This is a genomic window from Rhizobium tumorigenes (genome assembly GCF_003240565.2).
GTDB lineage: Bacteria > Pseudomonadota > Alphaproteobacteria > Rhizobiales > Rhizobiaceae > Rhizobium > Rhizobium tumorigenes.
Genome location: NZ_CP117255.1, coordinates 625,725 through 644,927 on the forward strand (window position 1 = coordinate 625,725; position 19,203 = coordinate 644,927).

Genomic DNA, 19,203 nt, shown 5'->3' on the forward strand with positions numbered 1-19,203 from the left:
ACACGTTCCTGGCTCCCGTAGTGGCGGGAGTCTCCGGGTATTTTGAGCCCCACTGTCGCAGAGGATGGCCCGCCCACGAACTTTTGATATCGGGATGCACCACAGGCATCCGAGGTCGATGCCTGGTTTGACGGGGACGTGGTTGAGCATGCACTCAGAAAAATCAGTGCCGAAAATATTGATGCTAACGGTGAAGGTTTCAAGGTTGTGCCTTTTGCGTGATGGTTTGCTCTATCTCTGCTCTATCTCTGCTTTATCAGAGGCATAGACATTGCCACCGCGCCATTGCCGGCGCAACCGGTCTGATAATCTCAACACAGGATAGACTATGGCGACCTTCCCGGGGTCGTCTTCATGCTGGCGTCATCCGCTCGATCAGCGCCTGCGCCGCCTCGGCGATGACGGTGCCCGGCGGAAAGATCGCGTCGGCGCCGGCGGCCCTGAGCGTGGCGAAATCCTGGACGGGAATGACGCCGCCGACCGCAATCAGGATGCTGGCACCGCCCCGGCGGGTGAGGGCGCTTTTCAACTCCGGCACCAGCGTCAGATGGCCGGCGGCGAGCGACGAGGCACCGACGATATCGACGCCTTCGCGCACCGCGAGATCGGCCACTTCCTCCGGCGTCTGGAACATCGTGCCGACGACGACGTCGAAGCCGATGTCTGCAAAGGCCGAGGCGATGACCTTCTGGCCCCGGTCGTGGCCGTCCTGGCCCATCTTGGCAACCAGAATGCGGGGCGCCGCACCCCGTGCCCTGCGAAACCCCTCGACGGCGGCAACGGCGGCGTTGAACACGGGATCGCTGTCGCCGACCTGGCTGCGGTAGACGCCGGAGATCGTCTGCACCTCGGCCACGTGCCGGCCGAATGCCTTTTCCATCGCCAGCGAGATTTCGCCGACGGTAGCCCTTGCGCGCGCCGCCTTGACCGCGAGATCGAGCAGGTTGCCCTCGCCATTGCGGGCCGCCAGCGTCAGCGCATCCAGCGCCTGCTCCGTGGCAGCAGTGTCGCGCAAACCCTTCAACTGCTGCAGCTTCGACAATTGCCGGGCGCGCACCTCGGAATTGTCGATCGTCAGTACGTCGACGTCGCGCTCCTCGGCGAGCCGGGAGACGTTGAGCCCGACCACAGCCTGCCGGCCGCTGTCGATACGGGCCTGCGTCCGGGCGGCGGCTTCCTCGATGCGCAGCTTGGGGATGCCGGTTTCGATGGCTTTCGCCATGCCGCCGAGCGCCTCGACCTCCTCGATGTGATTGAGCGCCCGGGCAGCGAGATCGTGCGTCAGCCGTTCCACATAGGCCGAGCCGCCCCAGGGATCGATGATGCGGCTGGTGCCGGATTCCGTCTGCAGCAGGATCTGCGTGTTGCGGGCAATGCGGGCGGAGTGATCGGTCGGCAGTGCCAGCGCCTCGTCGAAGGCGTTGGTGTGCAGCGACTGGGTATGCCCCTGCGTCGCCGCCATCGCCTCGACCATGGTGCGGACGATGTTGTTCATCGGGTCCTGCGCCGTCAGCGACCAGCCAGAGGTCTGGCAATGGGTGCGTAGCGCCAGCGACTTCGGGTCTTTCGGCGCAAAATTCTTCTGCATCAGCGCCGCCCAGAGCAGTCGCGCGGCCCTGAGCTTTGCCACCTCCATGAAGAAGTTCATCCCGACGGCCCAGAAAAACGACAGGCGCGGCGCAAACTTGTCGATATCGAGCCCGGCAGCAACGCCGGCCCGCGCATAGTCGATGCCGTCGGCAATCGTGTAGGCAAGTTCGAGGTCTGCCGTCGCGCCGGCTTCCTGCATGTGGTAGCCGGAAATCGAGATGGAGTTGAATTTCGGCATTCTTCGGCTGGTATAGCTGAAGATGTCCGAGACGATCCGCATCGAGGGCTGCGGTGGATAGATATAGGTGTTGCGGACCATGAACTCCTTGAGAATGTCGTTCTGGATGGTGCCGGACAGCTTGTCCTCGGATACGCCCTGTTCCTCGGCGGCAACGATGTAGAGCGCCATGATCGGCAGCACCGCACCGTTCATCGTCATCGAAACGCTCATCTCGCCGAGCGGAATGCCATCGAACAGCTGCTGCATGTCGAGGATCGAATCGATCGCGACGCCGGCCATGCCGACATCGCCGGCGACGCGCGGATGGTCGCTGTCATAGCCGCGATGGGTGGCAAGGTCGAAGGCCACCGAAAGCCCCTTCTGTCCGGCCGCCAGATTGCGCCGGTAAAATGCGTTCGACGCCTCGGCCGTCGAGAAACCGGCATATTGGCGGATCGTCCAGGGCTGCTGGACGTACATCGTCGGGTAGGGGCCCCGGATGAAGGGCGCTGCACCCGGATAGGTATCGAGAAACGGGACCTTGGTCAGTTCCGCCTCGCCATAGCGACGTTTGACGTCAATCCCCTCAGGCGTCTCCCAGGCGCCACCGGCTTCTGCTAGCGTCGGAAGGTCAGGGCGAACCCAGGGCAGGATTGAAAAATCAGGAATGCGGCTCATACGATATCTCCCAAGCCCATGACCGGCACGAGTGCCCCGCCACGCCCCTTCATCAACGAGCCCCAAGACCCCAGGCACCGGCTCACCGATCTTCGACAGGCACCGCCCCATCCGCCCTCATTCCTGCGCTCGTCACAGAAATCCAGCCAAGGCGCGTCTGCGCCTTGAGGGGACCGGTGCCACACGCGCAAGAGCCTTTTCCGCCCAAAGACTTGGGCGTGCTGGATTCCTGTGACAAGCATAGGAATGAGGGGTGGGGATGCGGCGCTCTGTGCAGCAAGATGGTCCTGTTTCGAGGAGGGGGCTCTCAAGCCCCGTAGTCGCAAGGCAAATGTCACTCGGCTCCCTTGGCCACCTATCGATAACCCGCGCCGCGGGCCCACTCCTTTTTCCCGAGCACTGTCCCATCCTACCTCATTCCTGTGCTCGTCACAGGAATCCAGCCAAGGCGCGTCTGCGCCTTGAGGGAACCGGTGCCACGAGCGCAAGAGTCTTTTCCGCCCAAAGACTTGGGCGTGCTGGATTCCTGTGACGAGCACAGGAATGAGGGAAGGGGCGGCGCTCTGTGTCGCCGCAAGCCGGCCCTGTTTCGAGGAGGGGGGTGTCAGGCCGCATAGTCGCAAGGCAGATGTCACTCGGTTTTCTTGGCCACCTATCAATGACCCGCGCCGTGGCCCCACTCCTTTTTCGCGAGCGCCGCCCCATCCTCCCTCATTCCCGTGCTCGTCACAGGAATCCAACCAAGGCGCGTCTGCGCCTTGAGGGGACCGGTGCCGCGTGCGCAAGAGTCTTTTCCGCCCAGGGACTTGGGCGTGCTGGATTCCTGTGACGAGCACAGGAATGAAGGTGGGGGATGCGACCCTTCGGCCGGTAAGCCCCTCGGGTTCCGGTAGCGGACACGTCATCCCGTGCTGTCGGCCCATTGCCGGATAGCTCCGTCTTCTCCCCAATCCAGCCGTCATCGCGCGATCTCCTCATCCCGCCGCACCGGCTGCATGCCTAGGGTTGCTATCGGGTGGAGGGGGCCGAGGACGGAGGCGGGGCGGTCGTTTTCGGGTGCGTAGAGTGAAGTGCCAACGATCGGTCTGGCTGGACGGTTTCGGCGGGACTTGGCGATCATCAATGCCAGGCTGCCATCGGCGATGGCGGTCTGCAAACCACCTGCACGTTCGATATTGCCGAACAGCGCCCAGGCCTTGGCCGCCAGTGCGTCCGTCAATGCCTCGATGCCGCCGGAGCCTGCGGATGGGTCGGTGACGTCGGCGAGGTGGCTTTCGGCGGTCAGTATAAGCTGCGTGTTACGCGCGAGCCGTCGCGCCAGCGGGTCGGGAAGGCCGTGCGTGAGGGTGTGGGGGAGAACGGCAATCTCGTCGGCGCCGCCCGTGCCGGCGGCAAATACCGCGATGGTGTTGCGAAGGATATTGGTCTCGGGATCGCGCAGCGTCAGCATGCGGTAGCTGGTTTCAGTGAAAACATGCGGCCGTAGCGCTGGATCGACGCCGCAGGCTTCTGCGATGCGGGCAAAGAGCAGCCGTGCGGCGCGCACCTTGGCCATGGTGAGAAACTGGTCCTGGTCGGCGCAGAGGTTGAGACTGATGGCGCCGAGCACCGCCTCCGGCTCGATGCGCTCTGCCTCCAGGAGGCGCAGATAGGCGGCGATTGTCGCTGCCATGACGGCCAGTTCCTCCGCCTCGGTGCCGCCGGCATTGTGGATGATCCGCCCGTCCGCGTTCAGGATGGTGCCGCCGCGTGCCAGCCCTTGCCGCTGCCGGAAGCGGGTGCCGAGGTCGCCCGTCTCGACAGGCCGTCCGCCAAAGGCCGCCGGGGTGAAGGGGTCGATGCCGAAATGCACGGTCTGCGGCAGGTCCGCGCCGGACGACTGCAAGAGGACATCGACGACGGAAACCGACTGGACGCCCTGTTCGAGCCGCACCGAAACCGGACGGCCTGCGGTGGCGGCAAAGATTGAGGCGACAATGGCCCTGTTGTCTGCAGCCATCCCCATGCCAAAACCCTGGGCGCTGTCGTCAAACACCATGCTGACAGCCGTGGCGCCGTTGGCCAGATCGTCGGCCAGTTGCGACAAGGCGCGTGTTGTATCCGGATCGTCGATCCGCTGGGAGATCGCCCATGCTGCCGATGGCTGACGACGCGTCAGCGGTGTTGCATCCCGGACCCTGTCGTAGAGCGGTTGGATGGCGATACCGTCGTCGGTCGCAGACACCAGCGTGCGGTCGAAATCAGCGCCCTTCAGCGCCTTGCCAACCAGCACCAGCCAAGCCTCGCGATCTGTGGCGGCAAAAGCCTGCGGGTCGAGAATGTTCAGCGTCATACGATCCTCCTCAGGTCGTTCTAAAGGAGCGAGGCGGCGTCGAAAACAACACTTTGGCCGGTTTCTAAAAATAACTGCGCCATCCCGCCTAATTCGGATGACAAGCCTGCCTCACTGCCTCACTGCCTCACTGCCTCACTGCCTACTTCCTCCTTCTGCACCGGACACCAGCCTCGCGCCAGCCGTGGCTGGCAGGGTGCGGTGCATTGCTCCTTTTGCGCGTTCTCGATGATGGCTGGTCCTATGCTCCTTTCCCGTTTGCTGTTGCTGGCTTCGACTGTCTCCTGCCTCGCACTGGCAAGTTGCAGCATCATTCCCGACACCGGCGCCACCGATCCGGATCGCTTCGCCCAGGAAACCGCGCCGGTCTTCTATCAGCCGGAAGGCATCGATCCCGAGAAGGTCAAGCGCCTGCCGGTGCAGCCGGTGCCGCAGGTTCGCAATATCTACCAGACGCAGTTCCACCAGACCTATGGCTTGCCGGTGTCCAATCCGGTGCACCAGGCGATGTATGCCCAGCAGCACGAAGACGATTTCACCTTGCCGGCCATACCCTATTCCCGGATCGATCCGCGCTTCCTGCGTCAGGAGGTCAGCTACCAGTCGACCGAGCGGCCGGGCACCATCGTCGTCGATACCCGGAACTACTTTCTCTATCTGGTCGAGGGCAACGGCAAGGCGATGCGCTACGGCGTCGGGCTCGGTCGCGAAGGCTATGCCTGGGCCGGGCGGGGCGTGGTGCAGTGGAAGCAGAAGTGGCCTCGCTGGACGCCGCCGGCAGAAATGGTGGCGCGCGAGCCTGATATGAGGCCGATTTCGGCCGAGCGCGGCGGCATGAACCCGGGGCCGACAAACCCGCTGGGTGCGCGGGCGCTCTATATCTACAACAACGGCAAGGACACGCTGTACCGTGTCCACGGGACGCCGGACTGGCAGTCGATCGGCAAGCCGACATCGTCGGGCTGCGTGCGCATGCTCAACCAGGATGTCATCGATCTCTACAATCGCGTGCCGGCCCATACGCAAATTGTCGTGATGTAGGCGCCTACGGCTACTATTTTAGGAGCTGTTGCATAAGCGTGATAGCGGCGGAGGATAAGGCACTTTAAAGGCTTGTTAAGCCTGAATGGTCTTCAATCGGCGGAACTGATTCGGCACTTGTCGTTTTTGTCCGCCCGACGCCCCCGCACCATGGAATGATGTTCACTCATGAACCTGCCTTCGTCTCTTTCACGCCGTAAATTTCTGACCTTCGCCGGCATCGGCGCCGCATCAACGCTCGCCGGCTGCGCCTCTTCGGCCGGTCCCGGCGGCCAGATCATCGAATACCGCAACCCGATGCCGATGATCAGCGGCTGGCTCGGCGGCAACGGCTATCGGGGCGAACAGCCAGATCCGGCCGTTATCTACGCTGCTATGGAAGACAACGGCTATCTCCTGCCGGCCATTCCGTATCAGCAGATCGACCCGAAGTTTTGGCGCCAGCGCGTTGTCAACGACACCGGCCAGCCGGCCGGCATGGTCATCGTCGATACGCGCACCCGCTTCCTCTACATCACCGAACCCGGCGGCACGGCGATGCGCTACGGCATCGGCGTCGGTCGCGAAGGCTTCGCCTGGCAGGGCACCGGCGTTATCCAGTGGCGCCAGAAATGGCCACGCTGGAACCCACCGGACGAAATGGTTGCCCGTCAGCCGGAACTCGTCAAGTATTCGATCAAGAACGGCGGCATGGGCCCGGGCCTCAAGAACCCGCTCGGCGCGCGTGCTCTCTATATCTTCCAGGGCAAGCAGGACACGTTCTATCGCCTGCACGGCAATCCGGACTGGCATTCGATCGGCAAGGCCGTATCGTCGGGCTGCATCCGCATGCTGAACCAGGACGTCATCGACGTCTACGACCGCGTGCCGGAAAAGGCACCGATCATGGTCATCCAGTAACAGACCTTGAAAATGCGGGTCAGTCTGACTTTGTCAGGTTGGCCCGCAACTGCTGCAGGCGGTCGCGAAGACCTGCCATGTCGTCGATGCTGCAGCCGACGGTCTCGCCGATGGCGAGCATGATGCCATCGACCTCACTTTTCATCGCCTCTCCCTTGTCGCTCAACGACACGATAAGCTGACGTTCGTCCTCCGCATCGCGTGTCCGGACGATAAGCCCGTTTTGCTCGAGACGCTTCAGCAGCGGCGACAGCGTTCCGGAATCGAGATCCAGCTGCTCGCCGATCGCCTTCACCGGCAGCCGGCTTTTTTCCCACAGCACCAGCATCACCAGATATTGCGGATAGGTCAGGCCGACGCGGTCGAGGATCGGCTTGTAGGCACGCGTAAACGCTCGCGCCGTGGCGTAGACGGCAAAGCACAATTGCCGCTCGAGGCGTTTTTCCTCGTCGGGCACCACTGGTATTGTCATGTGCTTTGCCATTTCATCCTGCCGTTCGGTTCCCATCTAATTGCCCACAGGGGCTTTCCGAAATCAAATCGCAAATATCTATTGCGCACAATTAGATTTCGCGATATACAAAATCATCCAACCGAGAAGGAAACGCGATATGCCTATTCTCTACACCACAAAGGCTTCTGCAACAGGCGGCCGTGCAGGCCACGCCGCATCTGAAAACGGCGCACTCGACGTGACGCTGACGGTTCCGAAGGAACTGGGTGGCGACGGCGCTGCCGGCACCAATCCGGAACAGCTGTTTGCCGCCGGTTATTCCGCCTGCTTCCTCGGCGCATTGAAATTCGTTGCCGGCCAGCAGAAAGTCAGCATCCCGGAAGACACCAGGATCACAGCAACGGTCGGCATCGGCCCGCGCGAAGACGGCACCGGCTTCGGCATCGAAGTGGCGCTGTCGGTCCACATCCCGGGCATGGACAAGGCCGAGGCTGAAAAGCTCGCCGCTGCCGCCCACATCGTCTGCCCCTACAGCCACGCCATGCGCACCACGACCGAAGTGCCGGTCACGGTTGCCTGAGCCAGCATTTGCCGTGACACGAAGGGCCTTCTCCCAGCCGGGAGAGGGCCTTTTTTGTTTCGGAAAACAGGGCGAGGACCGATGTCGGTTAACAGACCGTTGCACAAGCCGTGAGGCGCTCTCCTTGACAAAATGTGTAAAACGCGCATTTTACAAAAAAACGGGAGGCACGCGTTGATGGCTGAAATTTTGAAAGTGCCGGCAACCGAGTTTGCGCGAAAATTCACGACATTCCGGGAGCAGGTCCAGTCGGCCGGCGTGATCGAAGTCACCGCTCACAACCGGACGATCGGAGGCTTCCTCTCCGCATCTGAACTGAAACACTACCACGATATGAAAAAACGCGAACGGCAAGTCATTCGCGTCAGCGAGATGGATGACGAGACCATGGCGTTGATCATGAACTCGGTGCACGGCAAAGCATCCGAGTGAGCTACCCGACCGCCGTGGCCGGTCTTGTCGTGCGGTACAACTATCTCTGGGACAAGGAAGAAAGTGAAGGATTGACGCAGGGTCGCAAGGACCGGCCCTGCGCGATTGTCGTATACCACGCGCGGACCAACGACACGATCGTGGTGCCGATCACGCACTCTCCACCGGAACTCGGCGAGGAGGATTTTTCGATCGAGGTTCCCGCAGAACTCTGCCGAGAACTCGGCCTGGACGACCATGCCAACTGGATAAGGGTTAGCGAGGCCAACAGGTTCGAGTGGCCCGGAAATCATCTCCGGACTTTACCCTCGGATCCACACCGTTATCACTACGGCATGATCCCGCCGGAACTTTTCGAGCGGATCAAAGTCAAACTGCATGAGACCATGATGAAGGGACGGGTGGCATTGGCCAAGCGCTGATCGCGCACGCTCCTCCACAGTAAAAGCGACGACATCTGTGTGGACCGGAAAACGAATTCCGCCTTCAATCCAGAGGTCACTATCAATTTTCCTTTTGAGCCGAACCTGTATTTCTGACGCGAAGTACATCGCTGCGGTGTACTTCGACACGCTCTTGTATCCAGTTGCGTCGCCCCATAAGGTTTGAACCCAGGCAAATCCGGTCGGTGGGGAGGCGGGAATGGTAGGCATGCGGGGGAACTTCGTCTGGTATGAACTGATGGCTGGGGACACGCAGGCGGCCGAGGCGTTTTATCGAGCGGTCATCGGCTGGGAGACCCAGCCTTCGGGCATGTCCGGCATGGACTACACGATGTTCACGGTCGATGGACGCCCGGTCAGCGGCGCCATGGCGCTTCCTGCCAGCGCCCGCAGCATGGGCATCGCGCCCCAGTGGATCGGCTATATCGGCGCCGATGACGTTGACACGCTGGCTGCCGATATCGTCATGGCCGGCGGGGTCGTGCACCGGGCTGCGGCCGATATTCCGGGCATCGGGCGCTTTACCATCGTCGGCGATCCCGATGGGGCGACCTTTGCTTTGTTCCAGTCCGATGGCGGCGACCCGCCGCCGCCGTTGCCGGTGGGAGCTGTCGGTCATATCGGCTGGCGCGAGCTCTATGCCGACGACGGCGAGGCGGCCTTTGCCTTCTACCGGCAGGCATTCGGCTGGCAGTTGCACCGCGAGATGGATATGGGGCCGACGGGCATTTACCGGATTTTCGGCATCGATGGCCAGGATATCGGCGGCATCATGACCCGGCCGCCGACGATGCAGCATGCCCAGTGGGTCTTCTACGTCACCGTCGACGAAATCGATGCGGCCGTCGGGCGCGTCGAGGCATCAGGAGGTCGTGTCGTCTTCGGCCCGACGGAGGTGCCGGGCGGTATATGGATCGTGCAGTGCGTCGATCCGCAGGGGGCATTGTTCGCGTTGACGGCGGCAAAGCGATAATTGCCGCCGTCACGTTTTGTCGAGGCTAGATCAGACCAGCTGGCCGAAATCCGCCGGACTGAAGTTCTTGAGAGCGGCGGTATTGCCGGCGTGGATCTTGGCGGCCCAGGCCGGATCGCTGATCAGCGCACGGCCGACGGCGATGAGGTCGAACTCTTCGCGCTCCATCCGGCGCACCAGATTGTCGAGACCGGTCGGCGTCGAGCTTTCTCCGCCGAAAGCAGCCATGAAATCGCCGGAGAGGCCGACGGAGCCGACGCTGATGGTGGCAGCGCCGGTGAGCTTCTTCGCCCAGCCTGCAAAGTTCAGGCCGTTCTCTCCATCGATTTCGGCAAATTCAGGCTCCCAGAAACGACGCTGCGAGCAATGCAGCACGTCGACCCCGGCTTCGACCAGCGGCACCAGCCAGTCCGCCATTTCATCCGGTGTTTCCGCCAGGCGGGCCTTGTAGTCCTGCTGCTTCCACTGGCTGAGGCGCAGGATGATCGGATAGTCCGGACCGACTGCGGCGCGGATGGCTTTGACAACTTCGATCGGGAAGCGCGAGCGTTCCTTGATCGACGTGCCGCCAAACCGGTCGTCGCGGACATTGGTGAGGCCCCAGAAGAACTGGTCGAGCAGATAGCCATGGGCGCCGTGGATTTCGAGTGTGTCGAAGCCTAGGCGCTTGCTATCTGCAGCCGCACGCGCATAGGCGGCAAGCGTGTCAGCGATCGTCTCGTCGCTCATTGCCTCACCGAATGGTGTGTCTGGCGCCTCGAGTCCCGATGGGCTCTCGAGTGGCGATGGCGGAACCCACTCGGTTCGGGCGTTCCTGACGGCGCCGACATGCCAGATCTGCGGCCCCATCTTGCCGCCGGCTTTATGGACGGCGTCGATGACGTCGCTCCAGCCGGAAAGCGATGCCTCGCCATGGAAGAACGGTACATTGGGATCGTTCTTGGCGGCCGGGCGGTCAATTGCCGTGCCTTCCGAAAGGATCAGTCCGACTTCGTTTTCGGCGCGACGGCGGTAATAGGCGGTGACGTTGTCGCCCGGTACGCCATCCGGCGAGAACGAGCGCGTCATTGGCGCCATGACGATGCGGTTCTTCAGTTCCAGCGACTTGACGCGGAAGGGCTGGAACAGGGAGGTTACGTCTGTTGAACTCATGGAAAGGCTCCGCATTGATGATGCGGCAGATTAGTATATCCTGGATACTTAGTGTCAATCAGGCACTTTTTAGCCACTAGGTTGCTCAAAGGAAACCACCATGTCAGAACAGCAGGCATTGTCGCGGGAAGCCGGTGGGGAAATCGCAAGCTCGCCACGGAAAAAGGTTCTCAGCGCCGCCGATTGCCCGCACCGCCTGCTCCTGGAGCAGGTCGCCGACAAATGGTCGGTGCTGCTGCTGGCAGCCCTTTGCGACGGCCCGCTGCGCTTCAATGAGATCCGGCGCACGCTGGAGGGCATCACCCAGAAATCCCTGACCCAGAGCCTGCGTCGTCTCGAGCGCAACGGTATCGTCGACCGCCGCGTCATCGATACATCGCCGGTTGCCGTCGAGTACAGCATCACCCCCCTTGGTCATTCGCTGAAAACGCCTTTCCGCGCTCTCTACAGCTGGACGGTCGACAACCTCCAGAGCGTTGAAACGGCCCGCGCCCGGTTCGACCAGAGGAAGAGCGGGTGAGGAGATGTTGCGATTGATTGCGCGACTGCTATAAGCGGCCATCTTTGCATCAGGAGTAGATTTCGATGGCAGCCGATGACGACGAATACGTGTATGACGAGGCGACCGGCGACTGGCGTCCCGCGTCCGAAGTAAAGGCTGCCGGCGCTCCCGGTGCCGTCGAAGTGCGCGATGCCTCCGGCACGGTCCTGACGGACGGCGATAGCGTCACGCTGATCAAGGATCTCAAGGTCAAGGGCGCAGGCCAGACCCTGAAGCAGGGCACCGTCATCAAGTCTATCCGTCTGACCGACAACCCGGAAGAGATCGACTGCCGCCACGACGCCATCAAGGGTCTTGTCCTGCGCACCGAGTTCGTCCGCAAGCGCTGATCGCCACAGCCCCGGGATCAGAACCGGGGCTTCTCCGGTTTTCTCGTTTCACACCCGGCGCCTGCTACCGCTTCAGGCTCCCCAAAATACCCCGCACCAGCGCTCGACCGACCTGGGTCGCAACGGTGCGGGCAACGCTTTTGAGCGCCGCCTCCATGACCGTTTCGCGCTGATATCCTGTTCGTCCGGCCGGTTTTTCCTTGGTCTCGTCCTTGTCTCCGCCAAAGCCGGGCAGGGTCCAGCGGCCCGAGGCGTTGTCGTTGTCGGCGGGCTGAGCCTGCGGGTGCTGCTTGGCGGCATCCTGGTCCGCAGCCTTGCTGGCCCGGGCGATCAGGATTTCGTAGGCGGATTCTCGGTCTATATCCTGGTCGTACTGGCCGGCGACCGGGCTGTTGGCCATGATCTTCTGGCGCTCGTCATCCGTGACCGGTCCGACGCGGCCGGAAGGTGGGCGGATCAGCGTGCGCTGGACGATAGACGGCGCGCCTTTGCCCTCCAGCGTCGACACCAGCGCCTCGCCGGTACCGAGCGTGGTGATGACGGTGGCGCAATCGAAATCGGGGTTGGGCCGGAACGTCTCGGCAGCGCTCTGTACTGCTTTTTGCTCACGCGGCGTATAAGCGCGCAGCGCATGCTGTACGCGGTTGCCGAGTTGTGCGAGCACGGTGTCCGGCACGTCGAGCGGGTTCTGGGTGACGAAGTAGACGCCGACGCCCTTCGAGCGGATCAGTCGCACCACCTGCTCGACGCGCTGCGTCAGCACTTTCGGAGCGTCGTCGAAGAGCAAGTGGGCCTCATCGAAGAAGAACACCAGCTTCGGCTTTTCGGGATCGCCGATCTCGGGCAGTTCCTCGAACAGTTCCGACAGCAGCCAGAGCAGGAAGGTCGCATAGAGCCGCGGGTTCATCATCAGTTTGTCGGCGGCCAGCACCGAGATCTGGCCGTAACCGTTCTGGCTGGTGCGCATGATGTCGCTGATCTTCAGCGCCGGTTCCCCGAAGAAATGCTCGGCGCCCTGCTGCTCCAGCACCAGCAGCCCGCGCTGGATCGATCCGACGGAGGATTTCGAGATCAGGCCGTACTGGTTGGACAGCGCAGATGCGTTTTCCCCCATGTAGTTGAGCAGCGCCTGGAAATCCTTGAGGTCGAGCAGCGGTAGTCCGCCCTGGTCGGCGATCTTGAAGGCGATGTTGATGACGCCTTCCTGTGCCTCCGACGCATTCATCAGCCGCGACAGCAGCAGCGGCCCCATCTCGGCAATCGTGGTGCGCACGCGGTGGCCCTTTTCGCCGTAGAGATCCCAGAAGATCACCGGAAACTGCTCGAACTCATACGGCGAGAGGCCGATCTCCTCGGCGCGTTTCAAGAGGAAATCCTTCGGCTCGCCCCGCTCCGCAATGCCGGAAAGGTCGCCCTTGACGTCGGCGCAGAAGACCGGGACGCCGGCCCGCGAAAAGCCCTCGGCCATCACCTGGAGCGATACGGTCTTGCCGGTACCGGTAGCCCCGGTCACCAGCCCGTGGCGGTTGCCGAACTTCAGCGACAGGTATTCCTTGCCGGCGATGCTGTCGTCCGGCTTGCGGCTGGCGCCGAGAAAGATCTGTCCCTTGTCATCAGCCATCCGTCGTCTCCCCACCGGATCAGGCAGCCCTGCCGGCTGCGATCGTGTTTTACATTGCTTGCTTATAAAGAGGGTCTTCCGCAGGAACAACAACTTGCTGCGGACGCTGCCATAATCGGAGAAAAGCGACCTCCCGCCCCGCGTCGCCTTGAGTTGGCCGGCCAAACAAAATACGCTTTGAACTACCCTTTAATCCCTGTGGCAGGAGAGCCCCATGAACGAAGTCGTAGACCAGATCGCCTCCAAGGCAGGCATCGCCCCCGATATCGCCGAACGCGCCGTCGGCATGATGCTCGGCTTCCTGCAGCGCGAGGCTCCGGACGGCCCCGTCTCGAAGATGATCACGGCGATCCCCGGCGCGCCCGATCTCGTAGCCCAGTTCAATGGTGCCGAGACCGGCGGCGGCGGCGGGCTGCTCGGAGGCCTCATGAGCGCCGTCGGCGCTGGCGGCGGCATCATGGCGCTCGGTCAGGAACTGATGAGCCAGGGGCTCGGCATGAGCGAGATCTCGGCGCTCGCCAAGGAAACCATCGCAGTCGCAAGGCAATATGCCGGTGACGAAGTCGTCGACGAGGTCGTCGGCTCGATCCCGGGGCTCAGCCAGTTCGTCTGATCCGGTAATATCAGGCGGCGGCTCGGAAATCCGGGCTGCCGCTACGCCTGCTTGTCCAGCCATTCGCGCAGCGCGGCGTTAATGCGCGTCTGCCAACCCGGACCACCCTCGCGAAACCGCTCCAGGACATCCGCATCGAGCCGGATCGTCGTCGATTCCTTCGGCGCATCGATCAGCGGCCGGCCGCGCCTGACGGGCACGCTTCTGAATTTCTCGATCCACTCGGGGGTCGACAAATCCGGTGCGTCATCAGGGTCTTGCCATTCTTCCTTGATAGACTTTTCGCTCTCGGTCATTGGCTTTCCTCATGCTGATGATCCGCTCATGACCGTCCCGTGGCGTCCACACGACGATCATCATTCTGCCGTCGAGAAAGCCCACGGTGATGAACCGTTGTTCGCCATACTCGGCCCGGTCGTCTTCCCGGGTAAGCGTGTCGCCGGCGAAAATCTCGCTGCATCTGGCAAAGTCGAGCCCGCGCTCTGCAAGCGCTCTGTCGCGTTTCGCCGGGTCGAAAATGATCGCCATTTTTGTTACTACAAAAATCTATAATTTGCAATAACGACAGAATAGCAACTTTTGCGCGCATTGATAGCCGTTCAGGCTTTTTTGACGGCCACCATGAACAGCCGGGGAAAGCGTAGCAGGACCTTGCCGTCGGCAAGCGGCGTATAGGCTTTGGCGATGCGGGCAAGATAGTCTGCCGTGAAGGCATCGCGGTGGGCGTCTCCGGCCCTGTCGAGATAAGGGCGCAGGCCCGTTCCCTTGACCCATTCGACGATCGCTTCAGCATCGGCCATCGGGTGGTTGTAGACGGTGTGCCAGAGATCGATACGCGCAGCCTTGCCGATCAGCCGGTGGTAGTAAACGGAAGGGGGGGCGAGGGGAGTGCGGCGAACGCTCTTTGCCTCGAACGCCGGACGCCAGGGCCCGGCATGCGCCGTCTCTTCCATCAGCAGGTGTGTCGGCTCGTTGAGATTGTCCGGCATTTGCACCGCCAGCACGCCGCCGGGCGCAAGGCCGTCCAACAGCCTGTCGAAGATGTCGAGATGGTTTGGCAGCCACTGGAAGACGGCATTGGCAAACAGCAGGTCGGTCTTTTCGCTCGGTTGCCAGGTCGCAAGATCCGCCTGCGTGAAGGTGGTGCCGGGCAGGCGTAGGTGCGCGCTCTCCAGCATGTCGAGATCGCTGTCGAGGCCGGAAACCGCGGTGGCACCGAAGCGCTCGACGATCAGTTCCGTCGAATTGCCGGGCCCGCAACCGAGGTCGATTGCACGCGTCACCGTTTCAAGCGGCACCTGGGCCAGCAGGTCGCGCGCGGGACGGGTGCGCTCGTCCTCGAACTTCACATACTGGTTTGCCGACCACGCCATGTCATGTCTCCCTGTCTTTTCAGACAGACCATTGGCGCCAACTATGACACCAGCATGACGTCAGGCCGGCTCTGCGACCCGGCTGATCCGCACCTTGGCGATGTTGCGACCTTCCAGCTTGACGATCTCGAAAGCCAGGTCCTCGGAGGCAAAGTTCTCGCCCTCGTGCGGCAGGTGGCCGAGACGCCAGAGGATGAAGCCGGCCAGCGTCGAATAGCGGTCGTTTTCGTCGACGAGGTCGGCGTCGACCAGTTTAGAGGCTTGGCGGATGTCGATCCAGCCATCGACGGTCAGCGATCCGTCGTCGCCTCTCTCGATCGACAGTTTTTCGTCGTCCTCGTCCGGAAATTCGCCGGCGATGGCTTCGAGCAGGTCGGTCGTCGTCACCATGCCCTCGATCTCGCCATACTCGTCGAGAATGACGGCAATCGCCTGGTTCGAAAGCCGCAGTTGCTCCATCAGCTTCAGCGCCGTGATGCTTTCATGCACGACGAGCGGCTGGCGGATCGACCGCGCCAGATCGATGGCACCGTCCTTGAGGAGGTCGCGCAGCAGATCGCGGGCGCTGGCGATGCCGATGAAATTGTCGAGACTACCGCGCGCCACCGGAAAGCGAGAATGGCCGACATCGAGGATCAACTGCTGCAGTTCGGCGACTGGCTTGTCGAGGTCGAGCCAGTCGATGTCGATGCGGGGCGTCATGATCGAGCGGGCAGAGCGGTCGGCCAGCGCCAGCACGCCCTGGATCATGTCCTTCTCCTCGTTCGAGAAGACTTCGGCTTCGCCAGCCTGTTCGGCGATCAAGTCAGCCGTCTGGCCGAGCGTGCCCTGCGAGCGCTTGCCGCCGAGCAGGCCCAGCACGGCGTCGGCGGTGCGGTCACGGATGTTGCTTGGCGTGATCAGCCGCTCCTTGCTGTGGCGGGCAAGCTGGTTCAGCGCCTCGATGATCACCGAGAAGCCGATTGCGGCGTAGAGATAGCCCTTCGGAATATGAATGCCGAAACCTTCGATGATCAGCGAGAAGCCGATCATCATGAGGAAACCGAGGCAGAGGATAACGACGGTCGGATGCTTGGAGACGAACAGCGTCAGCGGCTTCGACAGCACGAGCATGAAGCCGACGGCAATGATGACGGCCATCATCATCACGGCGAGATCCTGCACTATGCCGACGGCGGTAATGACGCTGTCGAGCGAGAAGATCGCATCGAGCACGACGATCTGCACGATCACCTGCCAGAAGACAGCATGGACCTGCTTCTTGTCCTTGCTCTCCTCCTGGCCTTCCAGCCGCTCGTGCAGCTCCATCGTCCCCTTGAATAGCAGGAATATGCCGCCGATGATGAGGATGATGTCACGGCCCGAAAAGCCGAAATTCATCACTGAAAACAAGGGCGTCGTCAGCGTCACGATCCAGGCGATCGAGGCCAGCAGTAAAAGGCGGATGACCAGCGCCAGGCCAAGGCCGATAAGCCTTGCCGAATCGCGCTGCTGCGGCGGCAGCTTATCCGCAAGGATCGCGATGAACACGAGGTTGTCGATGCCGAGAACGATCTCGAGAACGATGAGGGTGGCCAGACCGACCCAGACGGAAGGATCGGATATCCAGTCGAAGATCATAGTTCTGCGTTGGCGGCCGCAGTCATTGCAGACCGGCCACTCCCCTGTTTTGAGATTGGATGATGTGTGATGCCGCAAGTCGCCGCCGACAACTGGCTTCGGCGTCTCGAGGTGCCGATAGCTGTCACGGACGAGGAGTGAAAACGACCCGCTTTGCCGGGTCTACAATAGTCGCTGCCCTCGTCTGCCGGCATATCGCTCGCGGCATGGGGCAGGCTGGTACTGGATGGGTCGCTATCGGGCATCGGTGCAATCTGGCGTCGAACTGGTGTTTAAGCAAGGGGGAGACGACGAAAACATCGGTACCGGCAAGGTTATGAACATCGCATGCCGGCAACTGGACCGCGGCACTCTGCTGCGGTCCGCCTGATCGGTTACGATGCCAGAATACGGATACCGTGTTCGCCGGCGGCGACCAGAAACCGTTCGGCTTCCTCGTCGGGCGCGATTTCCGCCTGCGGACCGATATCGGCAACTTCGAAATAGGTCGCCATGTCCTTGTCGATTATGGCCGAAAAGACGACGGCGTCGGGACCGGCATTGCTGTAGCCATGCGGCACGTTGCCGGGGATGGAAATGATGTCGCCGGCCTGCGCCCGCGTCTCCGAGAGGCCGGAGTCCGTCATCTGCTGCACGGTCAGCGTGCCCTCGAGAATGCGGAACACTTCAGGGCTGGCGTGGCTGTGAAGGGGTGTGCCGCCACCGGACGGGACCGTGACGTCGAAGACGTTGAGCCACGTGCCTTCAAGGCGCGCCTGGCGCTGGACGTGGTCGCCGAGCACGAAAAGAGGCTTGGCCTGGGCTGCCATATCGGCATGGGAGGAGTCGGACATGATGTCGCTTTCTTGTTTTTCTTCTTGAGGACGCGTCCGTTAAACCCTTCGACCACCCTTGGCAACCGTGCGGCCATGGTCATACGGACGGGCTGCCCTGCGTCATATTCACGGGTACGAACGCGGTGTAGCAGTATCAGGCGCATTCGAGCGACCTTTGGAGGTCGGCCGAACCAGCCTTGCATATCCACCTTCGTGCCCTTGCAGCGCAAGTGCTAACACGCTCTCCGATACAGACATGTGACAGGGAAGACATCGCAGGCGAGGCATGTGGTCTAAATGCAACCCGGCCGTCGATCGCGCCCGATGAGGCCGCCGACCGCAACCTCAAAACCGTGTGATGACGCTGATCCCGAGGCCTTCCGCCCGGTCGAGCGTCATCAGCGCGGGAATAGCCTCTTCCAGGCTGATCCGCCGCTGGATGAGCTTCTGCGGCGCGATCTTGCCGGCAGACAGCATTGCGAGCATCGCATCGTAGCGCCAGGCCTGCATGCCGTGGCTGCCATAGATCTCGAGTTCCAGGCTGATCACCTGCGCCATCGGGATCGCCGGGGTCGCGTGCTGCCCGAGCATCAGCCCGACCTGCACGTGCCGGCCGCGTCGGCGCAAGTTGCGGATAGAGTTAAAGCAGGTCGTGGGGTGCCCGAGCGCATCGATCGACACATGCGCGCCACCGCCGGTGATCTCGCGCACTGCCTCGGCAACATCGGAAACGGTCCCGGCATTGATCGTCGCCACCGCACCGCATTCGCGGGCAAAGGCCAGCTTTTCGTCGGAGAGATCGATGGCAATGGCATTGGCACCGAGTGCCGTGGCGATCATGATCGCCGACAGCCCGACGCCGCCGCAGCCGTGCACGGCGATCCATTCTCCGGGCTTGGTCTTTGCCTGGTCGGTGACGGCGCGGAACGACGTGGCAAAGCGGCAGCCGAGGCTTGCCGCCGTCGCGTCGTCGATCGTCTCCGGAAGATGTACCAGATTGGTGTCCGCATAGTCGATCCCGACATATTCCGCGAACGATCCCCAGTGGGTGAATCCCGGCTGGAACTGGTTCGGGCACACCTGCTGATTGCCGGAATGGCACTCGCCGCAATGGCCGCAGCCCGAGACGAAAGGTACGGTCACCCGGTCGCCGATCTTGAAGCGCACCACGCCGCGCCCTGTCGCCACCACCTTGCCAGCCAGTTCGTGGCCGGGAACATGGGGGAGGGCGATATCGGGATCATGCCCCATCCAGCCATGCCAGTCGCTGCGGCAAAGACCGCTCGCACCGACTGCGATGACCACCCCGTCTTCCGACGGAGTCGGATCGGGCAGGGTGCGGATTTCGGGTTTAGCCTCGAAGGCTTCGTAATACATGGCGCGCATCGGCAGTTCCGATTCGAGTGGGCGTTGGATGGTTTCCATGATGGCACGCCACCACGGCTGCTTCCACTCCGCGCCCCATCAATTCTGCT

General features: G+C 62.2%; 20 protein-coding genes. 9 read left to right on the forward strand and 11 right to left on the reverse strand.

The genetic code is table 11. The features are described from left to right. Positions 1-352: 352 nt before the first annotated feature. A complete protein-coding gene (scpA, locus tag PR017_RS03050; protein ID WP_111220199.1) occupies positions 353-2,488 on the reverse strand; it encodes a methylmalonyl-CoA mutase in 2,136 nt (711 codons plus the stop codon). 958 nt (positions 2,489-3,446) lie between these two features. Further along, the gene (locus tag PR017_RS03055; protein WP_111220205.1) at positions 3,447-4,820 is read right to left on the reverse strand and encodes a methylmalonyl-CoA mutase family protein; all 1,374 of its coding nucleotides are present in this window, start codon (positions 4,818-4,820) and stop codon (positions 3,447-3,449) included. Positions 4,821-5,063: 243 nt separating this feature from the next. Between PR017_RS03055 and PR017_RS03060 the strand changes: the two genes are divergently transcribed. Then, on the forward strand, positions 5,064-5,861 hold the full coding sequence (locus PR017_RS03060) for a L,D-transpeptidase (RefSeq protein WP_111220756.1): 798 nt from the start codon (positions 5,064-5,066) through the stop codon (positions 5,859-5,861). 168 nt (positions 5,862-6,029) lie between these two features. Next, positions 6,030-6,761, forward strand: a complete 732-nt coding sequence (locus PR017_RS03065; RefSeq protein WP_111220207.1) for a L,D-transpeptidase — start codon at positions 6,030-6,032, stop codon at positions 6,759-6,761. Between the two features lie 19 nt (positions 6,762-6,780). On the opposite strand, the gene PR017_RS03070 is transcribed toward PR017_RS03065, so the two are convergent. Next, positions 6,781-7,233 (reverse strand): MarR family winged helix-turn-helix transcriptional regulator, encoded by a 453-nt coding sequence (locus PR017_RS03070; RefSeq protein WP_240538989.1) that lies wholly within the window; start codon positions 7,231-7,233, stop codon positions 6,781-6,783. Between the two features lie 139 nt (positions 7,234-7,372). Between PR017_RS03070 and PR017_RS03075 the strand changes: the two genes are divergently transcribed. The 4 genes from PR017_RS03075 to PR017_RS03090 all read left to right on the forward strand — a co-directional run bounded on the left by PR017_RS03075 (position 7,373) and on the right by PR017_RS03090 (position 9,643). After that, complete coding sequence (locus PR017_RS03075; protein WP_111220209.1) at positions 7,373-7,795, forward strand: organic hydroperoxide resistance protein; 423 nt, start codon at positions 7,373-7,375, stop codon at positions 7,793-7,795. Between the two features lie 177 nt (positions 7,796-7,972). Continuing rightward, a complete protein-coding gene (locus PR017_RS03080; RefSeq protein ID WP_111220211.1) occupies positions 7,973-8,227 on the forward strand; it encodes a hypothetical protein in 255 nt (84 codons plus the stop codon). Then, positions 8,224-8,649 carry a hypothetical protein gene (locus PR017_RS03085; RefSeq protein ID WP_111220213.1) on the forward strand — a complete coding sequence of 142 codons (426 nt, stop codon included), beginning with the start codon at positions 8,224-8,226 and terminating at the stop codon, positions 8,647-8,649. Before PR017_RS03080 ends, PR017_RS03085 begins: the two co-directional genes overlap by 4 nt. Before the next feature lie 229 nt (positions 8,650-8,878). Next, complete coding sequence (locus PR017_RS03090) at positions 8,879-9,643, forward strand: VOC family protein (protein ID WP_111220758.1); 765 nt, start codon at positions 8,879-8,881, stop codon at positions 9,641-9,643. Between the two features lie 30 nt (positions 9,644-9,673). Here the strand turns inward: PR017_RS03090 and PR017_RS03095 are convergent, their stop codons facing one another. Then, positions 9,674-10,795: an NADH:flavin oxidoreductase gene (locus PR017_RS03095; RefSeq protein WP_111220215.1), complete on the reverse strand. Its 1,122-nt coding sequence runs from the start codon at positions 10,793-10,795 to the stop codon at positions 9,674-9,676. Positions 10,796-10,895: 100 nt separating this feature from the next. Between PR017_RS03095 and PR017_RS03100 the strand changes: the two genes are divergently transcribed. Both PR017_RS03100 and PR017_RS03105 read left to right on the forward strand, forming a co-directional pair. Further along, complete coding sequence (locus PR017_RS03100) at positions 10,896-11,315, forward strand: winged helix-turn-helix transcriptional regulator (RefSeq protein ID WP_111220217.1); 420 nt, start codon at positions 10,896-10,898, stop codon at positions 11,313-11,315. A 65-nt stretch (positions 11,316-11,380) separates the two neighbouring features. Next, the gene (locus PR017_RS03105) at positions 11,381-11,686 is read left to right on the forward strand and encodes an alkylphosphonate utilization protein (protein ID WP_111220219.1); all 306 of its coding nucleotides are present in this window, start codon (positions 11,381-11,383) and stop codon (positions 11,684-11,686) included. Positions 11,687-11,750: 64 nt separating this feature from the next. Here PR017_RS03105 and PR017_RS03110 read toward each other — a convergent pair whose 3' ends face one another. Next, positions 11,751-13,307, reverse strand: coding sequence for a helicase HerA-like C-terminal domain-containing protein (locus tag PR017_RS03110; RefSeq protein WP_111220221.1), 1,557 nt, complete (start codon positions 13,305-13,307; stop codon positions 11,751-11,753). 214 nt (positions 13,308-13,521) lie between these two features. Here PR017_RS03110 and PR017_RS03115 point away from each other — a divergent pair, with 214 nt between their 5' ends. Further along, positions 13,522-13,920, forward strand: a complete 399-nt coding sequence (locus PR017_RS03115) for a hypothetical protein (protein ID WP_111220223.1) — start codon at positions 13,522-13,524, stop codon at positions 13,918-13,920. 41 nt (positions 13,921-13,961) lie between these two features. Here PR017_RS03115 and PR017_RS03120 read toward each other — a convergent pair whose 3' ends face one another. The 6 genes from PR017_RS03120 to PR017_RS03145 form a co-directional block, all read right to left on the reverse strand. Next, positions 13,962-14,216 carry a BrnA antitoxin family protein gene (locus PR017_RS03120; RefSeq protein WP_111220225.1) on the reverse strand — a complete coding sequence of 85 codons (255 nt, stop codon included), beginning with the start codon at positions 14,214-14,216 and terminating at the stop codon, positions 13,962-13,964. Beyond that, positions 14,170-14,448, reverse strand: coding sequence for a BrnT family toxin (locus PR017_RS03125; protein WP_111220227.1), 279 nt, complete (start codon positions 14,446-14,448; stop codon positions 14,170-14,172). The genes PR017_RS03120 and PR017_RS03125 overlap by 47 nt, the downstream gene beginning before the upstream one ends. A 71-nt stretch (positions 14,449-14,519) precedes the next feature. Beyond that, entirely contained in the window at positions 14,520-15,293 is a 774-nt protein-coding gene (gene tam / locus PR017_RS03130) for a trans-aconitate 2-methyltransferase (RefSeq protein ID WP_111220229.1), read from the reverse strand. Between the two features lie 60 nt (positions 15,294-15,353). After that, complete coding sequence (locus PR017_RS03135) at positions 15,354-16,913, reverse strand: TerC family protein (RefSeq protein WP_111220231.1); 1,560 nt, start codon at positions 16,911-16,913, stop codon at positions 15,354-15,356. Between the two features lie 374 nt (positions 16,914-17,287). Continuing rightward, positions 17,288-17,746, reverse strand: a complete 459-nt coding sequence (locus PR017_RS03140; RefSeq protein ID WP_111220233.1) for a cupin domain-containing protein — start codon at positions 17,744-17,746, stop codon at positions 17,288-17,290. A 327-nt stretch (positions 17,747-18,073) separates the two neighbouring features. Further along, positions 18,074-19,114, reverse strand: coding sequence for a zinc-dependent alcohol dehydrogenase family protein (locus tag PR017_RS03145; RefSeq protein WP_111220759.1), 1,041 nt, complete (start codon positions 19,112-19,114; stop codon positions 18,074-18,076). Positions 19,115-19,203 lie beyond the last annotated feature (89 nt).